The following is a 15,621-nucleotide window of genomic DNA, read 5'->3' on the forward strand; positions in this document are numbered from 1 at the left end:
GTCGGCAAAAGCGTGACCCCCGTCGCACTTTTCCATATCGTGGAAAACATATCCCGAGAGGTCCCCATGACAACTGCCGTTCAATCCGTCGACCGCGCCCTGACATTGCTGGAGCTGATCGCAGCCGACCCCGAAGGCCGCCGCCTGTCCGACCTCGCCCGCGCGGCCGACCTGGCCCCGTCAACGACCCACCGGCTTCTGACAGCGCTGGAAACCCGCGGTTTCGTGCAGACCGACGCGGCCACGGGCCTGTGGCATATCGGGCGGCGCGCCCATACGGTCGGCGCGGCCTGGGGCACGGCCAAGACCATGCTGGCCCCCGCCATGCCGCATCTGCGCCGCCTGCGCGATGCCACCCGCGAGACCGCCAATCTCGGCGTCATCGAAAAGGGCCATGTCATCACGATCGCCCAGGCCGAAAGCCGCGAGATCATGCGCGCGATCTCTCCGCCCGGGGGGCACGCGCCGATCCTGTGTTCCGGCATGGGCAAGGCGATCATCGCCACTTGGGACGACGACCAGATCGACGCGCTGATCGACCGCTACGGCCTGACCCCGGCCACCGCCCGTTCCCTGACGACGCGCGACGCGGTGCACCGCAACATCGCGATGATCCGCGACCAAGGCTTTGCCATGGATGACGAGGAATTCGTGATCGGCCTGCGCTGCGTCGCCGCCGTCGTCCGCTCTCCGTCCGGGGAAGCCGCGGCCGCCATCTCCGTTTCCGGGCTGGCTGTCCGAATGACCCCGGACAAGGTCGCCCGCTGCGCAGAGCTTGTCCGCAGCCTCGCCAGCGATCTCTCCGGCCGGGCAGAGCTCTAGCGGATCCAGACCTCGACCCGCCGGTTCACCTGCCGGCCCCAGGCGCTGTCATCGCAGGCCATCGGCATCGCCTCGCCAAAGGCGGCGACATCCACGTCGATCTGGTCGAAATCGGCGGTCCGCGCGGCGTTCACCACGGCGCGGCGCACGGCCTCGGCCCGGTCCCGCGCCAGGTTCAGGTTCACGCCCGCGCTGCCCCGCCCATCGGAAAAGCCCACAAAGACGATGCGCCGCCCGTCATACATGCTGCCCTCCAGCGCGGTGGCCAGCTGTTCGACATTGGACCGCGACTGCGCGTCCAGCAGGGTCGACCCGGCCTCGAACCGGAAGGAGGTCGTCAGCCGTTTCAATGGCGTCAGGTAGCGCACCATCGCCTGCAATTCCTGCAGGTCGATCTCGGTCCCTGCCTGGGCGATGGCATTGGCAAATCGCGCACCCTGATCGTTGATCGCCACTTCCTCCGGCGCCTGGTCGACGAACCCTGCCCGCCGGATCACCAGCTGGGCGGCAGGCTGGCGGGTATAGGCCAGGAATTCGCGGGCCAGCTTGGGCAGACGCCGCGCGGGCATGTAAAGAAACACCGGCGCGGTCAGCGGGTAATCCTCGGTCTTGGCGTCGATCCGGGTGGCATGGATGGTGAACCCGCATTCCCCGCTCAGGCCCAATTGCATGGCATCGCCGGTTTCCGACGCGGTGGTCAGCCCGATGGCAAACGGATCGCGCAGCACGTCGCGCACCAGCGCCCGGTCGCTTTCGTGGCGCACGGCCGTCTCGGCCAGCGACGCGCCGACGGGCGACAGCAACCGATCCTCCACCGCCTGCCCCAGCCCCGACGCCGCATCCCGCAGATGCGGCACGATGGGCGCGTCGGGCCCGCCGAGCGCCTGCCAATTGTCGATCTCTCCGGAAAAGACGCGCGACAGCTGCGGCATCGTGATCTCGGTCACCGGGTTGCCCGGCGCAACGATCGGCACCAGCGCATCCAGCGCCAGCACACGCGACCGCCCGGCAGCCCGCAGATTGCCCATCCCTGCCTCGATGGCGCGGCGCAGCTCTCCGGGGCGGATCTCACGCAGGGCCATGACAAGATCGGCCTCGTTGGCCAGCAGGTCGGCAAAACCCTCGTTCGTGTTGCTGGACCGGATGGTGAACCGGCCCGCGACCCGGTCCTCGGACCGTTCGGTCAGCACGTAGGTCACGATGCCCGGCTCCACCTCCTCGCGGGTGACGCCATAGCCATAGCGGAAGCCGAACCCCTCGACCAAGGCGGGCAACAGCACCTCGCCCGTGGTGGCCGCCCCGGAAATCGTCATCTCGGCCACGAAGGCGGACAGGTTCGGACAGGCCGGGCCTTCGCAGATCACGCCGGACCCGTCGACCGTCAGCTCTCCGTATTCCGATTCGACGCGATAGAATTCACCGTCGAAACTCAACAGGTTACCGGTGATCGTGACGGACCCGTCGCGCGACGACAACGTCACGTCCTGTGCAATCGCCCCGATCGCTGCTCCAAACAGAAGAAGTGCGGCGCAGAACGCCGCACGAAGAACCGACATGACGGGTCCTTGATTTGCCTATGACCTGGAAGCGATCTTCAGGTCATCGACAAGGTTTTTCAACAGCAGAAAATCACCAACCGCATCGCAATCCGGCACGGTCACGCTCAGCAGGCTCGGTTCGCTCACGACAGCATCGGAAACCTGCAGAACCTCGGCGGTGACTTCACGCCCGCAATTCAGCTCGGTGACCTCGACCTCGACGCTCATCTGGACGTCACCGCTGGCTTTGGCGGTGCCGGTCGGGAAGGTGTAGACATCGGCCATGTTGGCCCCGTCGATGCTGGTATCGCCCAGCCGGGTCACGAACCCGCCCTCGCCGACAGCGGCGATCTTGGCGTCCCGCGGGGCACCGGCCCAGACATGGCCCGCATCCTTGTAATCCGCGCCGAATTCCAGCGCATGGATCGACACGCCCGCATCGCCGCGCCATTGCACGATCGACCGGTCGTAAAAGCTCAGCGATCCGACCTCGACTTCAACGGCGGCGCCATTGCCGTCATCCATCATCGCTAGGAACGCGGCCTGTTCGGCCAGGGCAGGCACCAGGACCTGGACATAGCCCTCGTCATCCGTGGCCGAGGTGAACTTCATCCCCTCATGATGGAAAACGACCCGCGCATTCGGCTGGCACGGCGCGCTCAGCTTTAGCGCCACCATGGCGGCGGCCCGGGTTTCGCCGGCCAGGTCGACAAAGCAGCCCTGCTCTGCGCGCGGTTCGCTCAGCGGTTCCGTTGCGTCCGACGCCGCGGTGTCGTTCCCGGCCTCCAGCATGTCCTCGTCACCGGTGGCGACAAGGATCGGGGTCAGCGGGAACTGGGCGGCCTTGGTCATCGTGTCGGGCAGACGCGTCACATCGGACGAGGTCAGCGTGATCGCGGCCAGCTGCACCGGGGTCTCCTGGATCGAACCGGGGGTCTGCGCGTCCTTCGGCAGGTTGCTCAGGGTTTCGGTTTCGACAGGGGTCGCCGGGGCGAAGGAAGAGGTATCCTGCTGTCCCGTCTGCATGAACACACCAATAGCGGCCGCCATAACCAGCGTACCGCCTGCAATCGCAATCGTGCTCACTTTGATCATTTCGATGATCTCCGGATCTGTTCGGAATGAGCAGTGCAGAACGATTGGGGCAAACATATGGCAAAGCCGGGGCGGATTCCCGTCACCCGGCTTTTTGGCCACACTTTTGCACGCTTAAGATGTCAGACCAGCGCGCCGTGGCAATGCTTGAACTTCTTGCCCGACCCACAGGGGCACGGCGCGTTGCGGCCCACATCGCCCCAGCTGGAGGGGTCGTTCGGGTCCAGACCGGCCACGGCCTCGCCAGTGGGCGCGGCGGCGGCGGCATCACCCTGGGGCGGCGTTTCGCCCTGGCTGGCCTGCGCGGCAGCCTGCTGGGCCGCCAGCTGGCGTTGCAGTTGCTCCATCTGCTGGCGCTGCTCGTCCTCGGTCAGCGGACGCACCCGCGACAGGGTCGAGGTCACCTCTTCCCGCAGCGAATCCAGCATCGACTGGAACAGCGCGAAGGCTTCGGACTTGTACTCGTTCAGCGGATCGCGCTGCGCATAGCCGCGGAAGCCCACGACGGACCGCAGATGTTCCAGCGTCAGCAGATGCTCGCGCCACTTGCTGTCGATGGTCTGAAGCAGCACCTGCTTCTCGATCGACCGCATGTTTTCCGGCCCGAATTCCGCGGCCTTGCTCGCCATGTACTTGTCGGCGGCCTCTTCCAGGCGCTCGGCGATGGCTTCGTCGTCGACACCCTCTTCCTCGATCCAGTCCTTGACCGGCGCGTCGAGGTTCAGCCCCTCCAGCACCGCCTGGTGCAGACCGTCGCCGTCCCACTGGTCGGCATAGGTCTTGGGCGGAACATAGGTGGTGACAAGGTCGTCGATCACCTGGGACCGCATGTCGTTGACGATCTCCGACAGGTCCTTCGATTCCATGATCTCCATCCGCTGCGAGAAGACCAGCTTCCGCTGATCGTTCATCACGTCGTCGAATTTCAGAACCTGTTTCCGCATGTCGAAGTTGCGGCCCTCGACCTTGGCCTGGGCGCGTTCCAGCGACTTGTTCACCCAGGGGTGCACGATCGCCTCGCCATCCTTCATGCCCAGCGAAGACAGAACCTTGTCGAGCCGCTCGGACCCGAAGATCCGCATCAGGTCGTCTTCCAGCGACAGGAAGAAGGACGACCGGCCCGGATCCCCCTGGCGGCCCGAACGGCCGCGCAGCTGGTTGTCGATCCGTCGGGATTCGTGACGTTCCGTGGCCAGGACGAACAGGCCACCCGCGGCCTTCACCTTTTCCTCGTCGGCGACGTGTTCCTTTTCGATCCGCTGGCGGATCTCCTCGGGGTCGGCCTCGGGATCGGCGGCAATCGCCTCCATGATCTTGAACTCGACATTGCCGCCCAGCTTGATGTCGGTGCCACGGCCCGCCATGTTCGTCGCGATGGTGATCGCGCCCAGCTTGCCGGCATCGGCGACGATCTGCGCCTCCTGCTCGTGCTGGCGCGCGTTCAGGACGTTGTGCTTCAGATCGGCCTTGGTCAGCAGCGCCGACAGCAGCTCGGATTTCTCGATCGAGGTGGTGCCGACAAGGATCGGCTGGCCCTTGGCATGGGCCTCCTTGATGGTCTCGACGATGGCGTCATATTTCTCCTGCGTGGTGCGATAGACGGCGTCGTCGTCATCCACCCGCGCAATCGGCTTGTTGGTCGGAACCTCGACCACGCCCAGCCCGTAGATTTCCTGGAATTCCTCGGCCTCGGTGCTGGCCGTCCCGGTCATGCCCGACAGCTTGTCGTACAGGCGGAAGTAGTTCTGGAACGTCACCTGCGCCAGCGTCACGTTCTCGGGCTGGATCTTCACGCCTTCCTTGGCCTCGATGGCCTGGTGCAGGCCCTCGGACAGACGGCGCCCGGCCATCATCCGGCCGGTGAATTCGTCGATCAGCACGACCTCATCGTTGCGGACGATGTAATCCTTGTCCTTCTGGAACAGCTTGTGGGCGCGCAGCGCCTGGTTCACGTGGTGGACGATCGTGGTCGATTCCGGGTCATACAGCGTCTGGTCTTCCGGCAGGATGCCCGCATTGTGCAGCAGCCCTTCCAGCGCCTCGTTGCCCTCGTCGGTGAAGGTGACCTGGCGCTGCTTTTCGTCCTTGGTGTAGTGGCTGTCGTCCAACGACGGGATCAGCTGGTCGATGGCGACATACAGCTCCGACCGGTCCTGCGCGGGGCCCGAGATGATCAGCGGCGTCCGCGCTTCGTCGATCAGGATGCTGTCCACCTCGTCGACGATGGCGAAGTTGTGCTTGCGCTGCGACATCTCCGCCAGTTCCGACTTCATGTTGTCGCGCAGGTAGTCGAAGCCCAGCTCGTTGTTCGTCGCGTAGGTGATGTCGCTGTCATAGGCGGCCTTCTTCTCCGCGGCGGGCTGCTGCGGATAGACGACGCCGGTGGTCAGACCCAGCATGGAATAGACCTTGGACATCCAGTCCGCGTCGCGGCGGGCCAGGTAATCGTTGACGGTGACGATGTGCACGCCCTTGCCCGTCAGCGCGTTCAGGTAGGCGGGGAAGGTCGCGACCAGCGTCTTGCCCTCACCGGTCTTCATCTCGGCGATGTTGCCCTGGTGCATGAAGATACCGCCCATCAGCTGCACGTCGAAGGCGCGCAGGCCCAGGGCCCGCTTCGCAGCTTCGCGGCAATTGGCAAAGGCTTCGGGCAGGATCGCGTCCAGGCTTTCACCGCCCATGGCCCGCTTGGCCAGTTCCTCGGTCTTGTCCTTGAGACCTTCGTCGCTCAGCTTTTCGAATTCCGGCTCGAGGTCGTTGATCTTCTGGACGATTGGGCGCGTCGCTTTTACCTTCCGGTCGTTCGGGGTGCCGAACACCTTTTTGGCAATTTTGCCCATTCCCAGCATGATGCATTCCGTTCGATTGTTGACGTCGATGTGTTGGCGCGTTGCTTGTACCCAAGGGCCAGCCCCCATAGAAGGGGCGGCAGCCGGGGACCCCGCCAAGCCTTGAGCCGATGTAAGGGGCCACCCCTACCCTGTCAACGCCGCGCCCTGACGCGGCCAATCAAAGGTTTCAACATGACCCTACGTCTAAGCCGGGCTGCTGCAATTGCACTCTCCCTGACCATGGCCGCGCCTGTTCTCGCCCAGGAAGAACCCAGCCCCGACACCGTCGTCGCCACCGTCGACGGGACCGAGATCACGCTGGGCCACATGATCCTCGTGCGCCGTGCGCTGCCGCAGCAGTACAACCAGCTTCCGGACGAAGTGCTGTTCCCCGGTATCCTCGACCAGCTGGTCCAGCAGACCGCGCTCCAGCACAGCTTCGAGGGCGACACCCCGCCCCGCGTCGCCATGGCGCTCGAGAACGAGGAGCGTTCGCTGATGGCCGCAGAGGTCGTGGGCAAGATCCTCGAAACTGCCGTCACCGACGCCGCGATCCAGGCCGCCTATGACGAGCAATACGCCCAGGCCGAGGCCGAAACCGAGTACCAGGCCGCCCATATCCTCGTCGAAACCGAGGAAGAGGCCCAGGCCATCGTGGAAGAGCTTGAAGGCGGGGCAGAATTCGCCGCCGTCGCGCGTGAGAAATCCACCGGCCCGTCGGGTCCCAACGGTGGGTCGCTCGGCTGGTTCGGCCAGGGCATGATGGTGCCCCCGTTCGAAGCCGCCGTCATGGAAATGGAAGTCGGCGACATCTCCGCCCCGGTCCAGACGCAGTTCGGCTGGCACGTGATCCAGCTGAATGAAACCCGCATCAAGGAGGCTCCGACCCTGGAAGAGGTCCGTGGCGAACTCCGCGCCAAGGTCGAACAGGACGTCGTCAAAGCGCATATTGACGGGCTGGTCGAAAACGCCAATGTGGACCGCAGCGGGTCCGAAGCGATCGACCCGAAACTGCTCAGCAACATGGACCTGACGGAGTAATTCTATGGGTGGCACCCCGCCGCGTTCGCCTCTCGCCCCGGCTTCCTTTCCCGACCTTCCCGTTATCGGGGGGGTCGAATTCGCAACCATCGGCGCAGGCGTCAAATACGCGGGACGCAAGGATGTGATGCTGGCGCGGCTCGCGCCCGGCACCGCGATCGCAGGGGTGTTCACCCGCTCCGCCACCCGCTCCGCCCCGGTGCTCGACTGCCAGTCCAAGATCGGCGGCGACAGCACCGGTGCCGCGGCCATCGTGGTCAATTCCGGCAACGCCAACGCCTTCACCGGCCGCAACGGGGTCGAGGCGACGAAGGCCGTCACAAACGCCGCCGCAAAAGCGCTCGGGATCGAGGAAAGCCGCGTCTTCACCTCCTCCACCGGGGTGATCGGCGAACCCCTGCCCCATGACCGCATCACCGCCAAGCTCGAAGAACTCGCCGGCAGCCTGTCGGCTGATGGCATCGCAGATGCCGCCGCCGCGATCATGACCACCGACACCTACCCCAAGGGCGCCGCTGCCGAGGTCCAGGTCGACGGTCAGACCGTCCGCATCGCCGGCATCGCCAAGGGGTCCGGCATGATCGCCCCCGACATGGCGACGATGCTGGTCTACATCTTCACCGACGCGGCCATCGACCAGCCTGTGCTGCAGGACATGGTGTCGGCCGCCACGGACCTGACCTTCAACTGCATCACCGTCGACAGCGACACCTCGACCTCCGACAGCCTGATCTGCGCCGCCACCGGCGCGTCCGGCATCCGCGTGACCGAGGCGAACACCGCCTTTATCGACGCCCTGCGCGGCCTGATGCTGGACCTCGCCCACCAGGTGGTCCGCGACGGCGAAGGCGCGACCAAGTTCGTCGAAATCCACGTCACCGGCGCCCATTCCGATGCCGATGCGCGCACCCATGCGCTCTCCATCGCGAATTCCCCGCTAGTCAAGACCGCCATCGCCGGCGAGGACCCGAACTGGGGCCGCATCGTCATGGCCATCGGCAAATCCGGCGCCGCCGCCGACCGCGACCTGATCTCGATCTGGTTCGGCGACGTGCTGGTGGCCGACAAGGGCTGGCGCGCGCCCTCCTACAAGGAGGAAGACGGCGCCGCGCACATGACAGGCGACAAGATCGACATCCGCGTCGACCTCGGCCTTGGCGGCGGCACCGCCACCGTGTGGACCTGTGACCTGACCCATGGCTACATCTCGATCAACGCCGATTACCGGTCCTGACACGGCATGAAGATCGTCCTCGTTTCTGCCGTCGCCCTGATCGACCGTGATGGCCGTGTCCTCCTGGCCCAGCGCCCGGAGGGCAAGTCCATGGCCGGCCTATGGGAATTCCCCGGCGGCAAGGTCGAACCGGGCGAAAGCCCCGAACATGCGCTGATCCGTGAATTGCAGGAAGAGCTCGGCATCAACACCTGGGAAAGCTGCCTCGCGCCGCTGACCTTCGCGTCGCATGGCTATGACGATTTCCACCTGCTGATGCCGCTCTTTGCCTGCCGCAAATGGGAAGGCACGCCGCAACCGCGCGAGGGCCAGACCCTTGCCTGGGCGCGCCCCACTCAACTCAGGGATTATCCGATGCCGCCGGCCGACATCCCCCTGATTCCCATCCTGCGCGATTGGTTGTGACAGATTCGGAAACAACCAATTCCATCGGGATGCCATTCTTGACCATTAGGTCAGAGTTTCTTTAGCGGGTGCAGAAAATACGTAGCGTCATTTAACGCTGCAACGCAACAACTTGTGCTGCGCCGCCGCAATTCGCGAACCAGTTAACCTGATATATACGAATGCGCCGTTAAGAATGGCTCAATACCCATACTTTTTGTGTTTGTTGCCATTTGCGCCACAACCAAAAGGATGTATCCTAAAGTTCACAATCTTCGGGGAGAGATTGAAGATGTTGAGAACTATCACTGTCGGATCCTACATTTCCGTTCAGGGCACCTATGTGCGCACACTCACTGATGGCCGGATCGAGGTTCAGGTAGGCGACAAGACATTCGTCGGCCTGCCCGTGTCGAACTCGGCAGCCGCGTAACACATCCCGACCCTTCCGGGTGACGGGAACCGTGTTCGCACGTCCTTTCCTGCTTTTCGTTTGAAAACCGGCTGCACAAACACTCCGTGCATCACGGACCTGACGATCAGCAACACCGGCCTTGTTTGACCTCAGCCGGACAGCCATCGACAAAAAGAAAACGCGCCACCTGCAAGTGGCGCGTTTTTTCGTGTCCCGATGGGGAAAGGATCAGAGCGTGCGCTCGATCTCTTCCCGCTCGAAAATCTCGATCACGTCGTCCGGACGGATGTCTTCGTAGTTCTCGAAGGCCATACCGCATTCCTGACCCGAGATGACTTCGCTCACCTCGTCCTTGAAGCGCTTGAGCGTTTTCAGCGTGCCTTCGTGGATCACCACGTCGTCGCGCAGCAGGCGCACACCGGCGGACCGGCGGGCAACGCCCTCGGTGACAAGGCAGCCGGCCACACGGCCGACGCCCGTGACCTTGAAGACTTCCTTGATCTGCGCGTAGCCGATGAACTTCTCGCGGATTTCCGCGGACAGCAGACCAGAGGCCGCAGCCTTCACGTCGTCCACCAGGTCGTAGATCACCGAGTAATAGCGGATCTCCACGCCCTTCTGGTTCGCGGCGTTCCGGGCCGGCGCATTCGCCCGCACGTTGAAGCCGAAGACCGGTGCGCCCGACGCTTCGGCCAGGCCGACATCGGATTCCGTGATCGCGCCGACGCCCGCATGCAGAACCCGCACGCGCACTTCGTCGTTGCCGATCTTTTCCATCGCCTGGACGATCGCCTCGGCCGAACCCTGCACGTCAGCCTTCACCAGGATCGGCATCTCGGTGACGTTTTCGTCTTCCTTGGCCTTCTGCATCAGCTGTTCAAGGGTCGTCGCGGCACCAGCAGCGGCGCGTTTCTCCTTGGCGGCGTTCTCGCGGTATTCGGCGATCTCGCGGGCCTGTGCCTCGGTGCTGGTCACGTTCAGGACGTCACCGGCCTCGGGCGTACCGTTGAGGCCGAGAACCTCGACCGGAACGGACGGGCCGGCTTCCTTCACGCGTTCACCGCGGTCGTTGACCAGCGCACGGACCTTACCCCACTGCTCGCCGACGACGAACACGTCGCCCTGGCGCAGCGTACCGGACTGGACCAGAACGGTGGCCACGGGGCCACGGCCCACGTCCAGCTGGGCTTCGATCACGGCACCCTGGGCGGCGCGATCGGGGTTGGCCTTCAGCTCAAGCAATTCAGCCTGAAGCGCGATGGCTTCCAGCAGTTCATCCAGGCCCTGCCCGGTATGGGCCGACACTTCGACATCCTGTACTTCGCCGGACATCTCTTCGACGATCACCTCGTGCTGAAGCAGATCGGTCCGCACCTTGGTCGGGTTGGCCTCCGGCTTGTCGCACTTGTTGATCGCGACGATCATCGGCACTTCGGCGGCCTTGGCGTGGTTGATGGCTTCGATGGTCTGCGGCATCACCGCGTCATCCGCAGCAACAACCAGCACGACGATATCCGTCACCTGCGCACCACGGGCCCGCATCGAGGTAAAGGCCGCGTGGCCCGGCGTATCGAGGAAGGTCAGAACCTGCCCGCCATCGGTGGTCACCTGGTAGGCGCCGATGTGCTGGGTGATCCCGCCGGCCTCGCCCGCAACGACTTTCGCATCGCGAATCGCGTCCAGCAGAGAGGTCTTGCCGTGGTCGACGTGGCCCATGATCGTGATGACCGGGGCGCGCGGCTTGAGGTCTTCTTCCTTGTCCTCGATCTCCTTGATGACATCCTCGACGTCAGCATCGGAAACCCGGACGATGTTGTGGCCGAACTCTTCGATGATCAGTTCCGCGGTATCCGCGTCGATCGTCTGGTTCTGCGTGACCATCATGCCGTTCTGCATCAGCGCCTTGACGACGTCGGCGACACGTTCGGCCATCCGGTTGGCCAGTTCGCCGACCATGATCGCCTCGGGCACCTGGACGTCACGGACGACCTTTTCGCGCACGGTGTTCTGGCCCATCGCCTTCTGACGCGCACGCTCCTGCTTGCGCTTCATCGCGGCCATGGATTTCTGACGTCCGCCTTCACCGCCCGACAGGGCCTGGTTCAGCGTCAGCTTGCCGGAACGGCGGCCATCGGACTTGTCGCCCTTGCCACGCCCACCGCGATCTTCGCGGTCATTGGCACGGGCAGGACGCTCGGCGCCCCGGTTGGCCGGCGCGGTCTTGCGGGCAGGCGCACCGTCCTCGGGCGGAGCGGGCTGGGCGGCGGCCGCAGCGGCACGCTTCGCGGCCTCCTCGGCGTCACGCTTGGCGCGCTCTTCTTCTTCCTGCTTCGCCTTCAGGGCGGCCTCGCGTTCGCGCTCTTCGCGCTCCTTCGCTTCGGCTTCCTCGCGGCGGCGCTGGCGTTCTTCCTCGCGGGCCTTTTCCTCGGCCTCGCGCTGAGCAGCCTCTTCGGCCTCGCGGGCCTTGGCGGCCTGCACGGCCTTGAGACGGCGGTCCATCTCCGCATCGGTGATCCCGGCAGGGCGTTTCGACGGGTCGCCAACGGACCCGGCACCGCCACCGGACTTGCCAGCGCCCGACTTGGGCACGACAACCCGCTTGCGCTTGGTTTCCACCACGACGTTCTTGGTGCGTCCGTGCGAGAAGCTCTGCTTCACGTTCCCCGGCCGGGAACCACCGCCACGCACACCCAAAGTCTTTTTGCCGTCGTTGTCACTCATGTGATCCATATTTCCTTTCGGGCGGGACCCTCCCGCCGCCATCAAGCCCGCAAGCCTTTCAGCCTTGCGGCCTCCTCTACAACTCTTTTGCTCAGTCCGCCAGTTCCTAAGGCGGCGTGTATGACAGTTTCCCGGCCAAAGGCCAAGCCCAGCTCATTCGCGGTGAGCCAACCTATGAAACTGCCTCCATACGGGGTCGATAATTTGCTTTTCCCGCGTTCCGACCCGTCGCTCGCCTGAATCAGGACATCCGCCTGATCCTTCAACAGCCAGTCCTTGACCTTCTCGTACCCGGCAACCGCATCCCCGGACTTGCGCGCCAACGCCAAGAGACCGACGACGCGCTGCGTGAGGATTCGTTCAACCTGATCAGGCAGATCCTCGGACACAGTCACCTGGGCCCGCGCCGCCCGGCCGAACAGACGTTTCTTCACCGCCTGCTCGATCGCACCACGATCTGCACTGACCCATATACCGCGCCCCGGCAATTTTTCCAGAGCGTCGGGCACAATTTCCCCGTCCGGGCCCATCACGAAGCGGATCAGCCCGTATTTGGGCTGAACCTCTCCGGTGACGATGCACTTCCGCTCCGGCCCGTCGGGGCGTTCCTTGGTGTTGCCGCCTCTGCTCATCACGGCTCCTTCAGCCGGACCGATTCTCAGGCGTCCGCCTGGGTTTCGACCTCTTCGGATGCCTCTTCGGCTTCCAGTTCGGCGGGATCGACCCAGCCCAGCAGGACGCGGGCGGTCATCACCATGTGCTGCGCCTCTTCCAGCGACACGTCGAAGGGTTCAAGGATACCGTCATCCTTGACCCGCTCGCCATCGACACTGGTCCAGCCACCGGCCAGTTCCCAGTCGGCGCAGGTCGCGAATTCTTCAAGCGTCTTGACGTCGTCCTCTGCCAGGGCCTGGACCATTTGCGGGGTAAGACCCTCGAAGGAAATCAGGCTGTCCTCGGCGCCCAGCTCGCGGGCTTTCTCAAGCGCGGCCTTGGCCTGGGCTTCCAGAACGTCGCGGGCACGGGCCTGCAGCTCGTTCGCGGTATCTTCGTCGACACCGTCGATCACCAGCAATTCGTCGATCTCGACATAGGCGACCTCTTCGAGGTTGGTGAACCCTTCCGAAACCAGCAGCTGGGCAAAGAATTCGTCCAGGTCCAGCGTGTCGACGAACAGCTTGGTGCGTTCCTCGAATTCCTTCTGGCGGCGGGCGGATTCCTCTTCCTCGGTCATGATGTCGATATCCAGACCGGTCAGCTGGGACGCCAGGCGCACGTTCTGACCGCGGCGGCCGATGGCAAGGCTCAGCTGCTCGTCGGGCACGACGACCTCGATCCGCTCGGCTTCCTCGTCCAGAACCACTTTCGACACTTCGGCCGGCTGCAGCGCGTTCACCAGGAAGGTCGGCTGGTCTTCGTTCCACGGGATGATGTCGATCTTCTCGCCCTGAAGCTCGTTCACGACGGCCTGCACACGCGACCCGCGCATACCGACACAGGCGCCGACCGGGTCGATGCCCCCGTCATAGGAAATCACGGCGATCTTGGCGCGCGACCCGGGGTCACGGGCGACGGCCTTGATCTCGATGATGCCCTCGTAGATCTCGGGCACTTCCATCTTGAACAACTCGGCCATGAACTGCGGATCGGTCCGCGACAGGAAGATCTGCGGGCCACGCTGTTCGCGGCGCACATCCTTGATGTAGCAGCGGATACGGTCGTTCGGGCGATAGCTTTCGCGGCCGATCTTCTCGTTGCGGCGCAGGATGCCTTCGCCCTGGCCCACATCGACGATGACGTTGCCGTATTCCTCGCGCTTGACGACACCGTTGATGATGGTGCCGGCGCGGTCCTTGAATTCCTCGTACTGGCGATCGCGTTCCGCTTCGCGGACCTTCTGCAGGATGACCTGCTTGGCCGATTGCGCGGCGATCCGGCCCATGTCGACCGGCGGAACCTCTTCGACATAGGTGTCACCGACCTGCGGATCGGCCATGTACTGCTTGGCCTGCTGCACGGTCATCTCGGCCTGGTAGTTCTCCAGCTCCTCGTCCTCGACCACGGTGCGGACGCGGGTGAAGGTGGCGCGGCCGGTCTTGCGGTCGATGGACACGCGAATGTCCATCTCGGCGCCGTAGCGGCTCTTTGCGGCCCGGGCGAGGGATTCTTCCATGGCCTCGATGACGAGGCCCGGGTCGATCATCTTCTCGCGCGCGACCGCCTCGGCGGTTTGCAGCAGTTCAAGCTGGTTGGCAGAGGTAATCGCCATGTGTCAGTCCTCCTCGGAACCTGTATCTGTCTCGATATCGTCAAACTGGCCTTCGTCGATCTGCCCGGCGTTTTTGCGCGCCTTCAGCATCTCTTTGATAAGCTCGTCGGTGAGAACCAGCTTGGCATCGGCCAGCCAGTCGAAATGTAAGCCCACGGTGCCTTCCTCGATATTGATCAGCACCTCGTCGCCTTCGACACCCGCCAGAACGCCCTTGAAGCGTTTGCGGCCGTCGATCAGCTCGGTCGTTTCCAGTTTGGCTTCGTAACCCTCGAAAGTGTCGAAATCCTTCAGGCGGGTCAGCGGCCGGTCGATCCCGGGGCTGGACACTTCCAGCGTGTAGGGATCGGTGACCGGGTCCTCGACATCGAGAACCGCGCTGACCGCGTTCGAGATTTCGGCACATTCATCGACCTCGATCCCGCCGTCGGGACGTTCGGCCATGATCTGCAGCGTCTTGGTATTGCCACCCAGCATCCGCAGCCGGACCAGTTCGAACCCCATGTCTTCGATGACGGGGCTCACGATCTCGGCCATGCGGCGGTCGATGGCGGTTTTGGCGATAAGGTCCATGCGGACTCCGGGAACAAAAAAACGGGCGCGCGGCCCGTTGAAACTTCCGGTGGAGCCTTTGGCCTGAGCCTCAGCGCGCCGCTGTTGAGGGGCATATAGGCGCGTCCGTCCCGAATCGCAAGCGGATTGTACGTCTCCCCTCCCTGATCCGCCCATGCTAGGCAGGCACCGACACGATACCGACGTAATACCGACGCGATACATATGCCCGATTCTGCCCACGATCTGCTGCCCCCCGACGACCTCTGGATCCCGCTCGACGATACCGGTTTCATCGGCCATGTCGGCCCGATCTACAGCCGCGACGTCGAAGGTCAGCCGCAATGGATCGGCTTCCGCGCCGCCGAATATCACCGCAATCTCAACGGAGTAGTCCAGGGCGGCATGCTGATGACCCTGGCCGATCGCGGCATGGGTCGCATCGCCCGCGTGACACATGGCGGGCCGATTGCCACCGTCAGCTTCAGCTACGATTTCCTTGGCGCCGCGCGGCTCGGGTCATTCATCGAGCTTCATCCAAAAATCACCCATGAAACCAAGGGCTTGTTCTTCATGGAGGCCCGCGTGATGGTCGGCGACGACGCCATCGGCAAGGCCAACGGCACCTGGAAAAAGCTCCGCGCCAAACCCTGAGGGTCAGGGGGCTCTGCCCCCGCCGCCCTGCGGGCGACTCCCCCGGAGTATTTCTTGCAAGATGA

The 15,621-nt window shown here is 64.2% G+C and carries 13 protein-coding genes; 6 read left to right on the top strand and 7 right to left on the bottom strand.

Features of this window, described 5'->3' with window-relative positions; translation table 11 throughout:
* Positions 1–66: 66 nt before the first annotated feature.
* Positions 67–822 (top strand): IclR family transcriptional regulator, encoded by a 756-nt coding sequence (locus tag ATO9_RS07605; RefSeq protein WP_043747289.1) that lies wholly within the window; start codon positions 67–69, stop codon positions 820–822.
* On the opposite strand, the gene ATO9_RS07610 is transcribed toward ATO9_RS07605, so the two are convergent.
* The 3 genes from ATO9_RS07610 to secA all read right to left on the bottom strand — a co-directional run bounded on the left by ATO9_RS07610 (position 819) and on the right by secA (position 6,304).
* Positions 819–2,378, bottom strand: coding sequence for a substrate-binding domain-containing protein (locus ATO9_RS07610; RefSeq protein WP_043747290.1), 1,560 nt, complete (start codon positions 2,376–2,378; stop codon positions 819–821). The two genes, ATO9_RS07605 and ATO9_RS07610, sit on opposite strands and share 4 nt — an antisense overlap.
* A gap of 18 nt (positions 2,379–2,396) precedes the next feature.
* Complete coding sequence (locus ATO9_RS07615) at positions 2,397–3,455, bottom strand: hypothetical protein (RefSeq protein ID WP_043747291.1); 1,059 nt, start codon at positions 3,453–3,455, stop codon at positions 2,397–2,399.
* A 122-nt stretch (positions 3,456–3,577) separates the two neighbouring features.
* Positions 3,578–6,304, bottom strand: coding sequence for a preprotein translocase subunit SecA (gene secA / locus ATO9_RS07620; RefSeq protein WP_043747292.1), 2,727 nt, complete (start codon positions 6,302–6,304; stop codon positions 3,578–3,580).
* Positions 6,305–6,478: 174 nt separating this feature from the next.
* Here secA and ATO9_RS07625 point away from each other — a divergent pair, with 174 nt between their 5' ends.
* The 4 genes from ATO9_RS07625 (at position 6,479) to ATO9_RS24550 (ending at position 9,378) form a co-directional block, all read left to right on the top strand.
* Positions 6,479–7,327, top strand: a complete 849-nt coding sequence (locus ATO9_RS07625) for a peptidylprolyl isomerase (protein ID WP_043747293.1) — start codon at positions 6,479–6,481, stop codon at positions 7,325–7,327.
* Positions 7,328–7,331: 4 nt separating this feature from the next.
* Positions 7,332–8,561, top strand: a complete 1,230-nt coding sequence (argJ, locus tag ATO9_RS07630; protein WP_043747294.1) for a bifunctional glutamate N-acetyltransferase/amino-acid acetyltransferase ArgJ — start codon at positions 7,332–7,334, stop codon at positions 8,559–8,561.
* 6 nt (positions 8,562–8,567) lie between these two features.
* Positions 8,568–8,966: an 8-oxo-dGTP diphosphatase MutT gene (gene mutT, locus ATO9_RS07635; RefSeq protein WP_043747295.1), complete on the top strand. Its 399-nt coding sequence runs from the start codon at positions 8,568–8,570 to the stop codon at positions 8,964–8,966.
* Between the two features lie 271 nt (positions 8,967–9,237).
* Positions 9,238–9,378, top strand: a complete 141-nt coding sequence (locus ATO9_RS24550) for a hypothetical protein (protein ID WP_202902114.1) — start codon at positions 9,238–9,240, stop codon at positions 9,376–9,378.
* A 210-nt stretch (positions 9,379–9,588) separates the two neighbouring features.
* Here ATO9_RS24550 and infB read toward each other — a convergent pair whose 3' ends face one another.
* From infB to rimP, 4 genes are read right to left on the bottom strand one after another with little or no spacing between them, the layout of a single operon-like run.
* Complete coding sequence (gene infB / locus ATO9_RS07640) at positions 9,589–12,081, bottom strand: translation initiation factor IF-2 (RefSeq protein ID WP_043747433.1); 2,493 nt, start codon at positions 12,079–12,081, stop codon at positions 9,589–9,591.
* A 41-nt stretch (positions 12,082–12,122) separates the two neighbouring features.
* Positions 12,123–12,713, bottom strand: coding sequence for an RNA-binding protein (locus ATO9_RS07645; RefSeq protein WP_043747296.1), 591 nt, complete (start codon positions 12,711–12,713; stop codon positions 12,123–12,125).
* Between the two features lie 26 nt (positions 12,714–12,739).
* On the bottom strand, positions 12,740–14,350 hold the full coding sequence (gene nusA, locus ATO9_RS07650; RefSeq protein WP_043747297.1) for a transcription termination factor NusA: 1,611 nt from the start codon (positions 14,348–14,350) through the stop codon (positions 12,740–12,742).
* A 3-nt stretch (positions 14,351–14,353) separates the two neighbouring features.
* Positions 14,354–14,923 carry a ribosome maturation factor RimP gene (rimP, locus tag ATO9_RS07655; protein ID WP_043747298.1) on the bottom strand — a complete coding sequence of 190 codons (570 nt, stop codon included), beginning with the start codon at positions 14,921–14,923 and terminating at the stop codon, positions 14,354–14,356.
* A gap of 204 nt (positions 14,924–15,127) precedes the next feature.
* Here rimP and ATO9_RS07660 point away from each other — a divergent pair, with 204 nt between their 5' ends.
* Positions 15,128–15,556, top strand: coding sequence for a PaaI family thioesterase (locus ATO9_RS07660; RefSeq protein WP_043747299.1), 429 nt, complete (start codon positions 15,128–15,130; stop codon positions 15,554–15,556).
* Positions 15,557–15,621 lie beyond the last annotated feature (65 nt).

The sequence above is a fragment of the Pseudooceanicola atlanticus genome, from assembly GCF_000768315.1.
GTDB classification, from domain to species: domain Bacteria; phylum Pseudomonadota; class Alphaproteobacteria; order Rhodobacterales; family Rhodobacteraceae; genus Pseudooceanicola; species Pseudooceanicola atlanticus.

Bases quoted from the DNA above. Each gene is read 5' to 3' on its own strand.
- ATO9_RS07605 (WP_043747289.1), top strand. From the start codon at position 67: ATGACAACTGCCGTTCAATCCGTCGACCGCGCCCTGACATTGCTGGAG.
- ATO9_RS07610 (WP_043747290.1), bottom strand. From the start codon at position 2,378: ATGTCGGTTCTTCGTGCGGCGTTCTGCGCCGCACTTCTTCTGTTTGGA.
- ATO9_RS07615 (WP_043747291.1), bottom strand. From the start codon at position 3,455: ATGATCAAAGTGAGCACGATTGCGATTGCAGGCGGTACGCTGGTTATG.
- secA (WP_043747292.1), bottom strand. From the start codon at position 6,304: ATGCTGGGAATGGGCAAAATTGCCAAAAAGGTGTTCGGCACCCCGAAC.
- ATO9_RS07625 (WP_043747293.1), top strand. From the start codon at position 6,479: ATGACCCTACGTCTAAGCCGGGCTGCTGCAATTGCACTCTCCCTGACC.
- argJ (WP_043747294.1), top strand. From the start codon at position 7,332: ATGGGTGGCACCCCGCCGCGTTCGCCTCTCGCCCCGGCTTCCTTTCCC.
- mutT (WP_043747295.1), top strand. From the start codon at position 8,568: ATGAAGATCGTCCTCGTTTCTGCCGTCGCCCTGATCGACCGTGATGGC.
- ATO9_RS24550 (WP_202902114.1), top strand. From the start codon at position 9,238: ATGTTGAGAACTATCACTGTCGGATCCTACATTTCCGTTCAGGGCACC.
- infB (WP_043747433.1), bottom strand. From the start codon at position 12,081: ATGAGTGACAACGACGGCAAAAAGACTTTGGGTGTGCGTGGCGGTGGT.
- ATO9_RS07645 (WP_043747296.1), bottom strand. From the start codon at position 12,713: ATGAGCAGAGGCGGCAACACCAAGGAACGCCCCGACGGGCCGGAGCGG.
- nusA (WP_043747297.1), bottom strand. From the start codon at position 14,350: ATGGCGATTACCTCTGCCAACCAGCTTGAACTGCTGCAAACCGCCGAG.
- rimP (WP_043747298.1), bottom strand. From the start codon at position 14,923: ATGGACCTTATCGCCAAAACCGCCATCGACCGCCGCATGGCCGAGATC.
- ATO9_RS07660 (WP_043747299.1), top strand. From the start codon at position 15,128: ATGCCCGATTCTGCCCACGATCTGCTGCCCCCCGACGACCTCTGGATC.